General features: G+C 58.9%; 12 protein-coding genes and 2 pseudogenes. 9 read left to right on the forward strand and 5 right to left on the reverse strand.

Features of this window, described 5'->3' with window-relative positions; all coding sequences use genetic code 11:
• The 3 genes and pseudogenes from PSV43_RS21455 to PSV43_RS21465 all read left to right on the forward strand — a co-directional run.
• Positions 1-561 (forward strand): annotated as a pseudogene (locus PSV43_RS21455) (mannose-6-phosphate isomerase); the annotation flags it as partial.
• Positions 562-565: 4 nt separating this feature from the next.
• On the forward strand, positions 566-1,342 hold the full coding sequence (locus PSV43_RS21460) for an HAD-IIB family hydrolase (RefSeq protein ID WP_300202507.1): 777 nt from the start codon (positions 566-568) through the stop codon (positions 1,340-1,342).
• Positions 1,339-2,445: a hypothetical protein gene (locus PSV43_RS21465; RefSeq protein ID WP_300202510.1), complete on the forward strand. Its 1,107-nt coding sequence runs from the start codon at positions 1,339-1,341 to the stop codon at positions 2,443-2,445. Before PSV43_RS21460 ends, PSV43_RS21465 begins: the two co-directional genes overlap by 4 nt.
• A 12-nt stretch (positions 2,446-2,457) precedes the next feature.
• Here PSV43_RS21465 and ppsA read toward each other — a convergent pair whose 3' ends face one another.
• From ppsA to PSV43_RS21490, 5 genes are all read right to left on the reverse strand, one after another.
• Entirely contained in the window at positions 2,458-4,875 is a 2,418-nt protein-coding gene (gene ppsA / locus PSV43_RS21470) for a phosphoenolpyruvate synthase (protein ID WP_300202513.1), read from the reverse strand.
• An 18-nt stretch (positions 4,876-4,893) separates the two neighbouring features.
• Positions 4,894-5,889, reverse strand: a complete 996-nt coding sequence (locus PSV43_RS21475; RefSeq protein ID WP_300202516.1) for a 2-hydroxyacid dehydrogenase — start codon at positions 5,887-5,889, stop codon at positions 4,894-4,896.
• Between the two features lie 127 nt (positions 5,890-6,016).
• Positions 6,017-9,190: a CusA/CzcA family heavy metal efflux RND transporter gene (locus PSV43_RS21480; RefSeq protein WP_300202519.1), complete on the reverse strand. Its 3,174-nt coding sequence runs from the start codon at positions 9,188-9,190 to the stop codon at positions 6,017-6,019.
• Positions 9,191-9,202: 12 nt separating this feature from the next.
• Positions 9,203-10,912, reverse strand: coding sequence for an efflux RND transporter periplasmic adaptor subunit (locus tag PSV43_RS21485; RefSeq protein WP_300202522.1), 1,710 nt, complete (start codon positions 10,910-10,912; stop codon positions 9,203-9,205).
• Between the two features lie 39 nt (positions 10,913-10,951).
• Entirely contained in the window at positions 10,952-12,247 is a 1,296-nt protein-coding gene (locus PSV43_RS21490) for a TolC family protein (RefSeq protein WP_300202525.1), read from the reverse strand.
• A gap of 336 nt (positions 12,248-12,583) precedes the next feature.
• On the opposite strand from PSV43_RS21490, the gene PSV43_RS21495 reads away from it, so the two are divergent.
• The 6 genes and pseudogenes from PSV43_RS21495 to PSV43_RS21520 form a co-directional block, all read left to right on the forward strand.
• Positions 12,584-12,946 (forward strand): STAS/SEC14 domain-containing protein, encoded by a 363-nt coding sequence (locus PSV43_RS21495; protein ID WP_300202527.1) that lies wholly within the window; start codon positions 12,584-12,586, stop codon positions 12,944-12,946.
• Between the two features lie 8 nt (positions 12,947-12,954).
• Positions 12,955-14,415: a F0F1 ATP synthase subunit beta gene (atpD, locus tag PSV43_RS21500; RefSeq protein WP_300202530.1), complete on the forward strand. Its 1,461-nt coding sequence runs from the start codon at positions 12,955-12,957 to the stop codon at positions 14,413-14,415.
• Entirely contained in the window at positions 14,412-14,801 is a 390-nt protein-coding gene (locus PSV43_RS21505; RefSeq protein WP_300202533.1) for a F0F1 ATP synthase subunit epsilon, read from the forward strand. The genes atpD and PSV43_RS21505 overlap by 4 nt, the downstream gene beginning before the upstream one ends.
• Positions 14,794-15,135, forward strand: coding sequence for an AtpZ/AtpI family protein (locus PSV43_RS21510; RefSeq protein WP_300202536.1), 342 nt, complete (start codon positions 14,794-14,796; stop codon positions 15,133-15,135). Before PSV43_RS21505 ends, PSV43_RS21510 begins: the two co-directional genes overlap by 8 nt.
• A gap of 4 nt (positions 15,136-15,139) precedes the next feature.
• Entirely contained in the window at positions 15,140-15,427 is a 288-nt protein-coding gene (locus PSV43_RS21515; protein ID WP_300202538.1) for an ATP synthase subunit I, read from the forward strand.
• A pseudogene (locus PSV43_RS21520) lies at positions 15,411-15,641 on the forward strand (F0F1 ATP synthase subunit A); the annotation flags it as partial. The gene PSV43_RS21515 and the pseudogene PSV43_RS21520, both read left to right, overlap by 17 nt.

Genomic DNA, 15,641 nt, shown 5'->3' on the forward strand with positions numbered 1-15,641 from the left:
CCTGCCAATCTCCAGGAATCGCTCGCAAACGGAACAGTGACGAAACATCTCGCCAGCTTTACCCCGCAGCCGGGCGACACCGTGCTCATACCAGCGGGAACGGTGCATTCCTTGGCCGACGTGATCGTTTTTGAGATTCAAGAAAACAGCGATGTGACCTTTCGCCTCTACGACTGGAATCATGTGGATGCCAAGACCGGCAAGCCGAGGGCACTACAGGTGGATGCGGCAATGGCCTGCATCAATTTCTCGCAGGGTGAGCTAAAGCCCGTGGTGCCGGTGCTGGAAGAAGCGCTGCCCGTGCGGCGTGAGCAGCTCTTTGCCTGCGCACACTTCGATCTTTGGCGGCTCAGCGGTAATGAACCATTTATGGTCGGTTTGGCGGGAACGACGCGCGTGCTGGTCTGCATCGATGGTGAGGCGGAACTGGAGCACGCATGGACTGACTACACCCTTCGCAAAGGCGATGTGATGCTCCTGCCAGCCGAGGTGGGCGCATGCGTCTGTCAGCCGTCCGCTGCCGTTGTTTTGTTGGAAATATCCTTGCCAGAAAAAGCCTGAATTCATGAAAAAACTCATCGTCTTTGATCTGGATGGCACCATCGCATCCAGTAAGGCAGCGCTGGATGCGGAAATGGCCGTGTTGTTGCGCGATCTTCTGCACATCGTCAAGGTGGCGATCATTTCGGGTGGCAACTGGCCGCAATTCCAGCAGCAGTTGATTTCGCATCTCCCGCATGACGCTGATCTGACCAACCTCTGCCTGCTACCGACCTGTGGCACCAAGTTTTATCAATACACCGGGGAGTGGAAGCTGCTTTATTCAGAGGACTTCACGACGGCAGAAAAGGAAAAAATCATGAGCTCATTGCAGCAGGTGATTGCGTCAGCGGACTTCAAAACCGCAGGCCCCTGGGGCGAGGTCATCGAGGATCGTGGAAGCCAGATCACGTTCTCGGCTTTGGGGCAGCAGGCTCCCCTTGCGGAAAAGGAAAAGTGGGACCCTGATTTCGCCCAGCGGCAGCAGATGAAGGTGCGACTAGACCAGCTCATCCCCGGGTTTTCCGTGCGCCTTGGCGGAACCACGTCGATTGACATCACCAAGCCCGGGATCGACAAGGCCTACGGCATCCGCAAGCTGCGCGACACCCTCGGCATCGCCATTGATGAGATGATCTTCATCGGCGATGCGTTGTTCCCCGGCGGCAATGACTACCCGGCCAAAGAGGCGGGTGTGCTGTCGATTCAGGTCAAAGATCCCGACCAAACGAAACGGGTGATTGAGACGATCAACGCCTGTCTTGGTGACGGGTCACCAATCAAGGAAGAGCAAAGCTCATGAGCGCACTGGAATTGAAACGTCTCGGACTCATCCTGGAGCCGAAACCGGGGAATCCCATGGAAGTCGAAGGCGTGTTGAATCCCGCAGCGGTGCGTGGCCCGGATGGCAAACTGTACTTGTTTCCGCGTCTTGTCGGAGCGGGGAATTTTTCGCGCATCGGGATCGCGCGTGTTCAGTTCGATGAAGCTGGCAATCCCTGTGGTGTCGAGCGTCTCGGCATCGCGCTTGAACCTGAGGCGGACTATGAACTGCGCTCCGATGGCAGTGGCGGTTGCGAAGACCCACGCATCACCTTTGTCGAGCCCTTGCGGCGTTATGTGATGACCTACACGGCGCTCTCGCACGCCGGGCCGCGCATCGCCCTGGCCGTGTCCGAAGATTTGTTTCATTGGCAGCGGCTGGGACTGGCCACCTTTGAGCCGTTTCAAGGCATCGACTTCGTTCATGTGGACAACAAGGACGCCTGCATCTTCCCGGTCGCCATTCCCAATCACGCAGGGAAGATGCAGATGGCTATTCTCCACCGTCCACTGTTTGTCGGCACGCGCCCCGAGGAGATCGCCTGCAACGTTGATTGTGGCGTCGTGGACCTAAAGCACGAAAGCATCTGGATTTCCTACTGCCCGATGCCGTTCGAGTTTGTTGACACCAACCGCCTCGGCGTGTTTAACTCGCATCATCGGCTGGCCACTCCCGTGGCGGCATGGGAGCAGCTCAAGATTGGCGGTGGCACGCCGCCCATCCTCACCCGTCACGGCTGGATGATTCTCTATCACGGCGTCAGTAAGACCGCAGAGACCGATCAAGACGGCCCGCATCTCTGCTACTCCGCCGGAATGATGATGCTCTCTTCTGAGCATCCGCGTTTCATCCACTATCGTTCGTTGGAGCCGGTGCTCACTCCGCAACTGCCACAGGAACGTCACGGCGTTGTTTCCAACGTCGTCTTCCCCACTGGCATTGATCGTCGTGATGATCTCGGGCAGCCAAACCGCTTCGATGTTTACTACGGCATGGCCGACCACAAGATCGGCGTCGCGCGTCTAGACCTCCCGGATGATCTGCCGCCCGCAGGAGTCGCCGACCCGCCGGAAGCGGCGTGACGGTCTGCCTGATTACGTTGACATCAAGGTCTTCTCCGTTTCAAGAATGGCCAGCGTCGTTTTCATCACCGTGTCGGGAATCAGTGAGATGCTGTCGATGCCTTGCTCGACGAGGAACTGCGCGAACTCGGGGTAATCGCTTGGTGCCTGACCGCAAATGCCGATCTTGCGGCCCTTCGCGCGGCAGGTAGCGATGACTTGTGCGATCATCTTTTTCACGGCGGCGTTTCGTTCGTCGAAGATGGGCGCAACGATTTCGCTGTCGCGGTCCACGCCGAGGATGAGCTGCGTGAGATCATTCGAGCCGATGCTGAAGCCGTCGAAGATGTCCCCGAACTCCTCCGCGAGGATGACGTTGCTAGGGATCTCGCACATGACGTAAATCTCCAGGCCGTTTTCGCCACGCTTGAGCCCGTGCTTTTCCATCTCGGCCTGCACCTTGCGGCCTTCCTCGATGGTGCGGCAGAATGGGATCATCACCTTGAGATTGGTGAGGCCCATCTCGTCGCGCACTTTCTTCACGGCGCGGCATTCGAGCGCGAAGCCCCCCTGATAGCGCGGATGGTAGTAGCGGCTCGCACCACGGAAGCCGAGCATCGGGTTTTCCTCGTGCGGCTCGAATGCATTACCGCCAATGAGGTTCGCATACTCGTTGGTTTTGAAATCGCTCAGACGCAGGATTACGTCCTTCGGATAGAACGCGGCGGCGAGCATGGCCACGCCTTGCGCGAGCTTGTCCACGAAAAATTGCGGCTTGTCGGTGTAGCCTGCGGTCATGCGCTCGATCTCGGTTTTCGCAGCGGCATCGGCGAGCTGATCAAAGCCGGTGAGAGCGAGCGGATGAATCTTGATGTAGGTGCTGATGATGAACTCCATCCGCGCGAGGCCGACACCGTCGTTCGGGATGAAGGACAGCGAGAAGGCTTCCTCGGGATTGGCGAGGTTCATCATCACCTTGGTGCGCGGATGGCCTAGGTCCTTGAGATTCGTGCGCTGCACGTCGAAGGGCAGCGCTCCTTCATAGACGAAGCCCGCGTCGCCCTCGGCACAGCTCACGGTGACTATCTGGCCGTCCTTCAGCGCGTCAGTGCCGTGCTCGGTGCCGACGATGGCGGGCACGCCGAGTTCGCGGCTCACGATGGCGGCGTGGCAGGTGCGTCCGCCGCGATTGGTGATAATCGCGGCTGCCTTCTTCATGATGGGCTGCCAATCGGGGTCGGTCTTGTCGGTCACGAGGATTTCGCCCTCCTGAAACTGCCCGATGTGCTGCGCGCTCTGGATGACGCGCACGTGTCCTGTCGCGATTTTCTCACCGACACTCCGTCCGCTCACGAGCACGGCACTGCGTTCGCGCAATTGATAGGACTCCAGCACGTCGGGATTCTTGCGCGACTGCACTGTCTCTGGCCGTGCCTGGACGATGAAAAGTTCGCCAGTGTTCCCATCCTTGGCCCACTCCAAATCCATCGGCGCAGCGTGGCCGCGTTTGGCGGAGTAATGATCTTCGACGATGCAACCCCAACGCGCGAGTTCGAGCACCTCGTCGTCGGTGAGCGCCAGCTTGGCGCGGTCGGCAGACGCTACAGGGACGTTCTTCACCATCTTCCCGCCGCCGGTGTCGTAGATGAGTTTGAATTCCTTGCTGCCTACGGTCTTTTGCAAAATAGGCCGATGCCCCGTCTTCAGCGTCGTCTTAAAGACCGTGTATTCATCCGGCGTGACCGAGCCTTGCACCACGTTTTCGCCAAGGCCGTAAGCAGCACTGATAAGCACCGCATCGCGGAAGCCCGATTCGGTATCAATGGTGAACATGACACCGGAACACGCGAGGTCGGAGCGCACCATGCGCTGCACGCCGATGCTCAGCGCGATCTTGAAATGGTCGAAACCCTTGTCCACGCGGTAGCTGATCGCGCGGTCAGTGAAGAGCGAGGCGAAGCAGCGCTTGCACGTCTCCAGCAGCGCTGCGACGCCCTGGACATTCAAATACGTTTCCTGCTGTCCGGCGAAGCTCGCATCCGGCAAATCCTCCGCCGTGGCCGATGATCGCACCGCGACATCCAGTGGCACCGCGCTGTCGCCCTGCAACTGCGCATACGTCTCGCCGATAAGACGCTGCAAATCCTCCGGCAATGCGGCGCCGCGAATGGCTTGCCGCACCGCGTGGCCGCGCTGGCTGAGATTCGCCATGTCCTTGGTATCCAGGTCGGCCAGCGTCGAGCGGATGAAGGCATCCAACTTCGCCTCGCGAATGAAATGGCGAAACGCCTCCGCCGTGATGGCAAAACCGTCGGGCACTTTCACGCCCTTGCCCGAAAGTTCGCGCACCATCTCGCCGAGCGAAGCATTCTTGCCGCCGACGAGCGGGATGTCCGCAATGGTGATGTCGGCGAACCATTTGATGAAGGGATGTGAGGTAGATGAGTTCATGGCCTTGCGGAGAGGGGTTTAGAGTTGGGTTCCTGCGAGAAAAGGTGAGCCAGCTTCGTGGTTGAGGATGTTCTCCGTTGTGACGCGGGCAATTTCACTGAGTGCTTCACGGGTGAGAAATGCCTGATGCGCGGTGATCAGGACATTGGGGTAATTGAGCAGGAGCGAGAGTTCGTCGTCGTGCAGCACCTGGCCGGAGAGGTCTTCAGAGAAGATGCCTTCCTCTTCCTCATAGACATCGAGCGCGACTCCGCCGATGTGACCGGTTTTCAGCGCGGCGATGAGCGCGCTGGTGTCGATGAGCTTGCCTCGGCTGGTGTTGACGATGAAGACGCCAGCCTTGGTTTGTCCGAGTGTTTGCGCTTTGAGCAGATGCCGCGTCGTCGGCAGCAAGGGCACATGCAAGGAGACGATGTCACTGACGGACAACAGCGTGTCGAAGTCTACGTAGCGGATGCCATGCGCGGCGGCCCACTCCATTGATGGTGAGACATCAAAGGCAACAACCTCAGCTTCGAATCCGCGAAAAATCTGCGCTGTGATCTGACCAATCCGGCCTGTGCCGACGATGCCCACGGTTTTGCCATGAAGATCAAAACCGACCAAACCGCTGAGTGAGAAGTTCAGCTCACGCACGCGGTTGTAGGCCCGGTGAATCTTGCGATTGAGCGTGAGCAACAGGCCGACGGTATGCTCGGCAACAGCATGCGGCGAGTAGGCTGGCACACGCACCGCCTGGAGACCGAGCGCATGGGTGGCAGCCACGTCCAGGTTGTTGTAGCCGGCACAGCGCAAAGCGATGAGCTTCACACCCATCGATGCGAGCACTTCCATGCACGCACGATCGGCATGATCGTTGGCGAAGACGCACACGGCCTGCGCGCCTTTCGCGCTGCCCGCCGTGTCTGCGGTCAGTCGAAAGTCATGGAACCGCCAGTCAACACGCTCCGCTCCGGTCGCACGGCTGAAGTAGTCGCGGTCGTAAGGCTTGGCGTCGTAGAAGGCGGCGATCATGGAATCTCCTGTGGTTCAGTGATTGTATGCGTGTCCATGTCCACTACTCCAAGGCGCAGACCAATGAGCGCGCTGCGCGACTCGATTTGTCGAAATCGCTGATCCATTCGAAGCCGTGTTGACGCACTCAAGAAACCACCTCCGCCGAGGTGAGACGCCGTGACCGCCAGAGGAAGAAGATCGCGGGATAGACGATCAACTCCATGAGCGTGGACGTGACAACACCGCCTACCATCGGCGTGGCGATGCGTTTCATCACATCGGCACCAGCTCCGTGACTCCAAAGGATAGGCAGCAGGCCAGCGATGATAACGGTGGCGGTCATGGCCTTGGGACGCACGCGTTTGACCGCACCATGGTAAATGGCGTCGCGCAGGTCCGTCACGTTGCGCATTTTGCCTTCCTTGGTCCACTGCTCGTAGGCGAGATCGAGATAAAGGAGCATGACGACTCCTGTTTCTGCGTCGAGACCGGCGAGCGCGATGATGCCGACCCAGACGGCGACACTCAGATTGTAACCGAGCAGGTAGAGTATCCAAAATGCGCCCACCAATGAGAATGGCACGGCGAGCAGGACGATGGCCGTTTTGATCGCGGACTTCGTATTGAGGTAGATAATGAGCACGATGATCAGCAGCGTGATCGGGATGACCATGGCCAGGCGTTGCTGGGCGCGCTGCATGTATTCGTATTGGCCGCTCCAGAAGATGTTGTAACCGGCGGGCAATTTCACTTTGCCGCTGGCGAGGGCTTCATTGAGCGTGCGCTTGGCCAGTGCGACGTAGGTGCCGATGTCGGTGCCTTTCACGTCCACATAGATCCAGGCGTTCGGCACCGCGCCCTCACTCTTGATGCCCATGGGTGCGCGCACCGTTTTCAAATCAGCCAGTTGCCCGAGCGGCACCTGTGCGCCAGTGGGTGTCGGAATAATGATCTCTCGAAGCGCTTCAATGTTGGTGCGGAAGTCGCGGTCGTAGCGCAGATTCACGGTGTAGCGCTCCAGGCCTTCGACGGTCGTGGTGAGTGGCATCCCGCCGAGCGCAACCATGAGAACCTCCTGCACATCGCCGGTGCGCAAGCCGTAGCGGGCGATCTTGTCACGGTTGATGGTGAACTCAATGTAGTTCCCACCCATCACGCGCTCCGCGAAGACGCTCGATGTGTTTGGCACCTGCCGGATCACCGCCTCCACTTCTGACGCGACGCGCTCCAGTTCGGCGAGGTTTGCACCGGCGACTTTGATGCCGACTGGTGTCTTGATGCCGGTGGCGAGCATGTCGATGCGTGTCTTGATTGGCATCGTCCAAGTGTTGTTGAGGCCAGGGATTTGAATGGCGGTGTTCAGCGCGGTGACAAGCTCGTCTGGCGTGCGACGACGATGCGCGGTCGTGCGGCCGTCCTCACTGGAAATGTCCGCCTCCGGCCACTCTCTCTCGTCTTTCAAGGTAATGGTCGTCTCCACCATGCTGAGGGGCGCGGGATCGGTCGCGGTCTCGGCGCGCCCGATCTTGCCGAAGACGTGATCCACTTCGCCGAAACTCTTGATGATTTTGTCGGTCTGCTGAAGGAGTTCCCGCGCCTTGGTTGGCGAGATGCCAGGGAAGGTCGTGGGCATGTAAAGCAGATCGCCTTCGTAGAGCGGTGGCATGAACTCGGAGCCGAGCCGGCTGAATGGAATGTAAGTGAGCGCCAGGATCGCGGCGGCTCCGCTGATGACGAACCAGCGCCAGCGGATGACGAAATCAATGACTGGGTGGTAGAGCCAGACGAGGAAGCGGTTGACTGGGTTTTTGTCCTCTGGCCTCAGCTTGCCACGGATGAAGTAGCCCATGAGCACCGGCGCAAGCGTGACGGAAAGCAGCGCTGCTGCGCCCATGGAGTAGGTCTTCGTGAATGCCAGCGGTTTGAACAAACGCCCCTCCTGCGCCTGCAGCGTGAAGATGGGGATGAACGAAACGGTGATGACAAGCAGCGAGTAAAACAGCGTCGGCCCGACCTCGATGGACGCATCACGAATGATGTCCCAATGCGGCTTCTTGCCGCCGTCGCGCTCGATGTGTTTGTGCGCATTCTCGATCATGATGATGACCGCATCCACCATCGCGCCGACGGCAATGGCGATGCCCCCGAGCGACATGATGTTGGAACTGAGGCCCTGCGCATACATCACCATGAAGGCCATGAGCACCGCGATGGGCAGGATGAGAATGGCCACCAACGCACTGCGGAAGTGCATCAGGAACAAAAGGCACACCAGCGCGACGACGATGCTTTCCTCAAGGAGCTTTGATTCGAGCGTCTTGACCGCTCGATTAATGAGCGCGGTGCGGTCGTAGGCCACGGTGTAGCTCACATCGGGAGGCAGTCTCTTCATGGCTTCATCGAGCCGCGCCTTGACGTTCTGAATCACCTCGCGCGCGTTCGCGCCATAGCGCACGATGACGATGCCGCCGACGGTTTCGCCTTCACCGTTCAACTCCGCAATGCCGCGCCGCATGTCGGGGCCGAGTTGCACGTTCGCGACTTCGCCGAGCAGGATCGGGACGCCGTCCGCACCGAGACCGACAGCGACCTTGCGCAGGTCGTCGAGACTTTCGATGTAGCCACGGACACGAAGGATGAATTCCTTCTCCGCCATCTCGATGGAGCGCCCCCCGACCTCGCCGTTGCTCATCTTGATCGCCATGCTGACCTTGTCGATGGAGAGATTGTAGGCGCGCAGTTTTGTTGGATCGACAGTGACTTGATACTGCTTCACAAACCCGCCGATGGACGCGACCTCGGCAACGCCGTTGACGGAGGTGAGCTGGTATTTCAGATACCAGTCCTGCATGGAACGCAGCTCAGCGAGACTGTGCTTCTTTGAGTTGAGCGAATACATGAACGCCCAGCCCACGCCCGTGGCATCTGGGCCGAGCGCAGGCGTGACGCCCTTCGGAAGGGAGCCGCTGATCGAGCTGAGATACTCCAGAACACGGCTGCGCGCCCAATACGGATCGGTGCCGTCCTCGAAGATCACATAGACGAACGAGAAGCCGTAGAATGAATAACCGCGCACCACCTTCGACCTCGGCACGGAGAGCATCTTGGTGGTGATGGGATAGGTGACTTGATCCTGCACGGTCTGAGGTGCCTGCCCCTGCCACTCGGTGTAGATGATGACCTGCGTGTCGGAGAGATCGGGGATCGCGTCCAGAGGGACATTGCGCACCGCGAAGAGGCCGCCGAGCGCCACCGCCACCGTCGCGAGCAGGACGATGAATTTGTTCCGCAGTGAGAACTCAATGATGGCCTTCAGCATGATCGACTCTGGTTAGGGCTTGGGTTCAGGGTCGGGCGGATGCGTGGGCGCAAGAGCGGGAAGCGGCGGAGGGGTCGTCACTGGGACGAGCGTCATGCTGCACTTGGGGCATTTGCCTGGCTTGGCCAAAATGACATCAGCGTGCTCCGGCATGGGACAGGTGTAGTGATCAATCCTCCCACCAGGATGCAGTTTGGCGAGCAGAGAAGGCCGCACCGGGACGAGACCCATGCCGCAGAGCGGACACTTCCCAGCATGGTCGTAAGTGATCGCGAGGTGCTCCGGCATCGGGCAAATGAAGACCAACGGCCCGTCGTCCCTGCCCGTTGATGGCGGCTTCGGTGGGCCAACCATAGGCGCGGAGTTTTCTTTACCCTTACCTTCATGCGCCGCGTGTTCAGGAGCTGCGCTTATGGGCTCCAGCATTTTCTGGATCGCTTCGCGAAGCTGGCTTTCCGAGTCGAGCATGAACTGCGCGGAGGTCACCACCTTTTCACCTTCACTCACGCCGCTGAGCACTTCATACACATAGCCTTCGCCACGCGCCCCGAGGACCACAGTGCGCGGTTCAAAACGTCCGGCATCAAGCGCGACGAAGACCGTGTTCGTAGCGCCGCTGCGGAGCACGGCCACGTCGGGCAACAACAGCGCCTCGCCCAACTGAGCTTCAATCTGCACCGTGGCGAACATGCCCGGCTTCAAGAAGTATCCTGGGTTGTGGAACTCCATCCGAATCTGCGCCGTCCGCGTCTTCTCATCCACGGTGGGATAGACATAAGTGACGCGCCCGCGAAACTTGCGATCAGGCAGATACGACAGACTCACCGTGGCCTCCTGGCCGAGCTTGATGAACGGTAGGTCCTGTTCATACACCTGCGCCTGCACCCACACGGTGCTCAGATCCGCCAAGCGGAACAGCTTCATGCCGGACTCCACCATCTGGCCTTGCACGACCATCTTATCAATGACGACGCCTTCGCGCGGTGCGTTGATGCGCAGCGTCTTTGCCGGCGTGCCACGCTTTACCAGCGCGGCGATTTCAGTATCAGGCACATCCAGGTACTTCAACTTCGTGAGCGCCATCTGCCGCATCGTGCCGGGTTGGGATTCTGTGAGAAATTCCACCTGAGCTGTGTAAAGATCGGGTGAGTAAATGTCAAACAACGGGTCGCCTTGATGGACCTGCTTGCCGATGGCGTCCACGTAGAGCGTTTCGATCCAGCCTTTGAACTTCGTGGTCACATCGGTCAGCATGGTTTCATCAAAGTCAATGTTTGCCACGGTGCGGATCACCTTGCGCAGCGGACCTTGGGTCACGAGACCGGTGCGCAGGCCCATGTTTTGTGTGGTCACCGGATCAATGGCGATCACCGATGTATCCGCCGCGTCATCATAGACGGGCACCATGTCCATGCCCATGCTGTCCTTTTGCGGTGTCTGGCTGATCTCGCCGGGTATCATCGAGGACTTGTAATACTTCACCTTGCGTTCGCCCGTCTTGCCCGATGCGGCCATGGTCGGCTGTTTGCGGACCGGAACCAGCTTCATCCCACAAATCGGACAGTCGCCGGGTTTGTCTTTGATGATCTGCGGGTGCATGCCGCAGGTGTAGAGCTGCTTTGCGCCCGTATCGGACGGGCTGCTGCGGCTGCGCATGGAAAACACGCCCGCGCCTGCGGCGATCAGCAGCACGATGACAATGAGGATCGTTCGAGATTTCATGGTGCGAATGAGAGAGAGAGGGGGCTAGCGAAGGGACGGTCAGGGAGTGGTGGCATCCAGCGCCGGAGATCCGGAAGGCTGCACGCCCATCACGAGCAAGGACAGCTCGGCCAGCGCGAGATCGCGCATGATGCGGGCTTCGACCTCCGCGAGGCGGAAGTCCAGCAACGTGCGCTGGGCATCAATGAGGTTGATGAAATCCGTCGTGTTCGAGGCGTAGGCCGAACGTGCCACTTCCAGAGACTGGCGTGCCTTTGGCAGCAGGCTGTCCTGAAACAAGACCTGCAGGCGCGTGCTTTGACGGTACATGTAACTCTTCATCGCCACATCGACGGTCAGCGCGAGCAGTTCATTGGAGAGAAGGGCGCGGGATGATTTTTGTAGATCCCGTGCTCCCGTGATTTCAGCAGCGATCTTGTCCCGCCAGATGGGCAGAGTCATGCCTCCCAACGGGCGAAACACCCACGGATCAATATTCACATTCGCCATCACACCGAGCGCAAAATCTGGCAGGCGTGTCTTGCGGGCCACCACCAGCACCGCCTCCGCACGGCGCACATCGGCTTCCAGCGCTTTCAGACGTGGATTTCTTGCCATGGCGGTCTGCAGCACCTGGTCACCGCTGGTGGAAAGCGGTAACGATTGGAACGGTCGCGATAAGGGTGGGGTCGGATCGCTTGCTCCCAATCCGAGTGCTGCTTTGTACTCGGCGCGGAACCACTTGCGTGAGTCACGCAGGTTTGTCAGCTCTGTTTTCAGCCGCTCCTTCGCCATCTGCGCGCGCAGCACATCCTGCAGGCTGCCCTTGCCTACTTGTGTGTGCGCCAGCGCCAGCTTTTCCAGATCCTCCAGCAGAGTCACCAAATCCTCGTTCACGCGGATGCGTTCGTCCGCGAGGCGCAAATCATACCAGGATTTTTTAAAGGCGTAGGCCACCTGCAACACGGCAGTTTCGAGCTGGAAATACTTCCTGCTACTTTCTGCTGTCGCGACATTCGCTGCTGCGCGCAGTTTCCCAGGGCCGGGAAAATTCATCATCAGTCCCGGCATCACCGCCATGACCATTTTGGCGATGTCTGACTGAAACGTCACTTGCGGATTCGGCAGCGAGCGGTCGCGGGTGATCTTTTCCACCGAGGCGAGCCACCCGTAATACGCCGCCTCCACCTGCGGATGGTTGTAGATCGCGAAGCGGACGAAGGTTTCCGGTGATCCGCCATTCACAAGCTTCGGCAGGACCGGCGCTGCATCAACCGGTCGATACTTGCTGAGCACTTTCTGAACCTGCTCCCGCGAATCACGCTCGCCACGCGTCTGAATACCTACACAGCCCATGAGCAGGCTTGAGAGCGCTACGAACGCGACAGCCGATGCCGATCTGGATGCGGTGCGTGACGAAGCCACCTGATTCCTCAAGGGGTGTTCGTCATCTGTGCCAAGCCAGTCAGAAGTCATTGGTCAAATGGTTCGCGACAAAGAGCTTTGACCGCTATAGGGTGTTCACCCCATTCCTGAATGCCTGTCAGAGAAGATCATCCACAAGCGGGGTGACTTTGTCATGCGTCAATCCTGCGTGTGGGTGGGCATGGGGTAAACACCCCATTGTTCCTCGCGCCTCGCACAAGCAAGCTCGTCTATAGATACGAAACACTCAACCAAAAGGAGTCCATCATGCCAATCCAACTCAAAGAAGAAAGCGACGGCAATGTAGTCGTCGTTCACGTCAGCGGAAAACTCGTCACCGAGGATTACGAGCACTTCGTGCCTGAGTTCGAACGTCTCGTCGGCGTGCATGGAAAACTGCGTGTGTTGTTCGACATGAAGGAATTCCACGGCTGGACATCCGGCGCGGTGTGGCAGGACACGAAGTTTGCTTTGCATCACTTCAGCGACATCGAACGCCTCGCCATGATCGGAGACAAGAAGTGGCAGGCGGGAATGGCGACCTTTTGCAAGCCGTTCACCAAGGCCGCTGTCGAATACTTCGATCACGCGCATGAGGCAGAGGCGAGAGCGTGGCTAGCTAAAGCATAAAGAAGACCATGACTGCGCTGGCCTTGGATCACCAACCGGAACAAGGTGGTGATTCAGTGTCTGCGAACATGGGCGTGGTCGTCTCAGTGCGTGGCAGTGTGGTGGATGTGCGCTTTGATCAAAAGTTGCCGCCGATTCACTCGGTGCTTCACGCTGGGGAGCACGGCGAGATCATCATTGAAGTTCTCGCGCAACGTGACGCGCATCATGTGCGCTGCATCGCACTAACGCCCACACAAGGCCTCGCTCGCGGCATGTCAGTTGAAGACACGGGCGGACCGTTGAAAGCACCTGTGGGCAAGGGATTGCTCTCTCGGATGTTCGATGTGTTCGGCAATGTCATTGATCGCGAGGCACCGCTCAAGGATGTGCAGTGGCGTTCGGTGCATCGCGCACCGCCTGCGCTGGCACGACGCTCGACGAAGTCTGAGATCTTTGAGACTGGCATCAAAGTCATTGATGTGCTCGTGCCGCTGGAGCGCGGCGGAAAGGCGGGGCTCTTCGGTGGGGCAGGTGTCGGCAAGACGGTGCTACTTACCGAAATGATCCATAATATGGTCGGGCATCAGGAGGGTGTGAGCATCTTCTGTGGGATCGGTGAACGCTGTCGTGAAGGCGAGGAGTTGTATCGCGACATGAAGGAAGCCGGTGTGCTGCCCAACATGGTCATGGTGTTCGGCCAGATGAACGAACCGCCGGGCAGCCGCTTCCGCATCGGGCATGCGGCGCTGACGATGGCCGAGTATTTTCGCGATGACGAGCACCGCGATGTGCTGCTGCTGATCGACAACATTTTTCGTTTCATTCAGGCCGGGATGGAAGTGTCTGGCTTGATGGGGCAAATGCCATCGCGTCTCGGCTATCAACCCACGATGGGCACGGAACTGTCCGGCTTGGAGGAGCGCATCGCCAACACCGACACGGGCGCGATCACCTCCATCCAAGCGGTGTATGTGCCTGCGGATGACTTCACTGATCCGGCGGCGGTGCATACGTTTTCGCATCTCTCCGCGTCCATCGTGCTCTCACGCAAGCGCGCGAGCGAAGGTCTGTTCCCTGCCATCGATCCGCTACAATCGAGTTCCAAGATGGCCACTCCGGGCATCGTCGGTGAGCGTCATTACAAGCTCGCGCAGGAGATCCGCCGCACCCTCGCGCAATACGCGGATTTGAAGGACATCATCGCCATGCTTGGCCTTGAACAACTCTCTCCAGAGGATCGCAACGTCGTTGCGCGCGCCCGCAGACTGGAGCGATTCCTCACTCAGCCCTTCTTCACGACCGAGCAATTCACCGGCCACAAGGGCAAACTCGTAAGCCTCGCAGATTCACTCGATGGCTGTGAGCGCATTTTGAACGATGAGTTCAAGGATTACCCCGAGAGCGCGCTCTACATGATCGGAGCGATCAGTGAAGCGAAGGAGAAAGCGAAACCCCAATCGAAGGAAGAACCAGCTCACGCCGCATGAACCTGAAACTCCTGCTGCCATTCCAAGTCTTCGCCAACAAAACTGGTGTCACGCGAATCGTTGCCGAGACGCGGCAAGGTTCGTTTGGCCTGCTGCCGCAGCGGCAGGACTGCGTGGCGGCACTTGCACCGGGCATTTTGGTTTATGAAACCGAAGCGGATGGCGAAGTCTTTGTTGCGGTGGATGAGGGAATGCTCGTCAAGACTGGCCCGGATGTGCTCATCTCGGTGAGACGTGCGATGGCAGGAAATGATCTGACCAAACTGCGTGACTCGGTGGACCAAGAATTCCTCACACTGGATGAAGATGAACGCAGCGCGCGCTCGGTGATGGCGAAACTGGAGACTGGATTCCTTCGTCGCTTTGCGAATTTCAAACATGAGTGATCAACCCCCAGAGCCAAGCGCGAAACGCGAACCCACGCTGGCCGATCAGGTCGGCGCGAAGGCCGCGCGCAAGTTGAAGGCGCGGCGTCACTCACATTCGACGGTGTGGTTTGGCCTCGGCATGATGGGACTCGTCGGCTGGTCCGTGGTGGTGCCGACCTTGCTCGGAGCTGCGCTCGGGCTTTGGTTAGACAAGAATCATCCCGGCGCGCATTCGTGGACGCTGGCCTTGTTGATGGCGGGTTTGGTGCTCGGCTGCGTGAACGCATGGCACTGGATTGACAAGGAAGACAAGGCGATGGGTGAAGAACAGGAGGATGACGACGATGCATGATTCAATGCCATTGATACCTCCCTTCGCTGCGGGTCTGACCCTGGGCGCGATCTTCTTTGGCGGCTTGTGGTGGACGATTCGCAAAGGCTTCTCATCACCACGACCTGCCATGTTGTTTCTCAGCAGTGCCGTCCTGCGCATGGGCATCGTGGTGACTGGTTTCTACTTTGTTTCCAACGGGCAATGGCAGCGTATCGTAGCCTGCCTCGTCGGATTCATCACCGCACGATTGACCGTCACTTGGCTGACACGCGACAAGCAGAAGGAGGATCACCATGCGCCTGAGTCCTGATGAAATGATTTTCTGGCAGCACGGCTGGTTCAAGATCAATGGCTCCATCGCGTTCACCTGGGCCATCATGCTGCTGCTGGCGGTGGGTGCGAAGCTCATCACACGCAATCTCACGACGGAGCATCAGCGCTCGCGCTGGCAGAACCTGCTGGAGATCATCGTCACGGCGATGCAGTCGCAAATCAGAGACGTGGGGCTGCGTCATCCTGAGAAA

This window comes from Prosthecobacter sp. (genome assembly GCF_029946185.1).
Classification (GTDB): domain Bacteria; phylum Verrucomicrobiota; class Verrucomicrobiia; order Verrucomicrobiales; family Verrucomicrobiaceae; genus Prosthecobacter.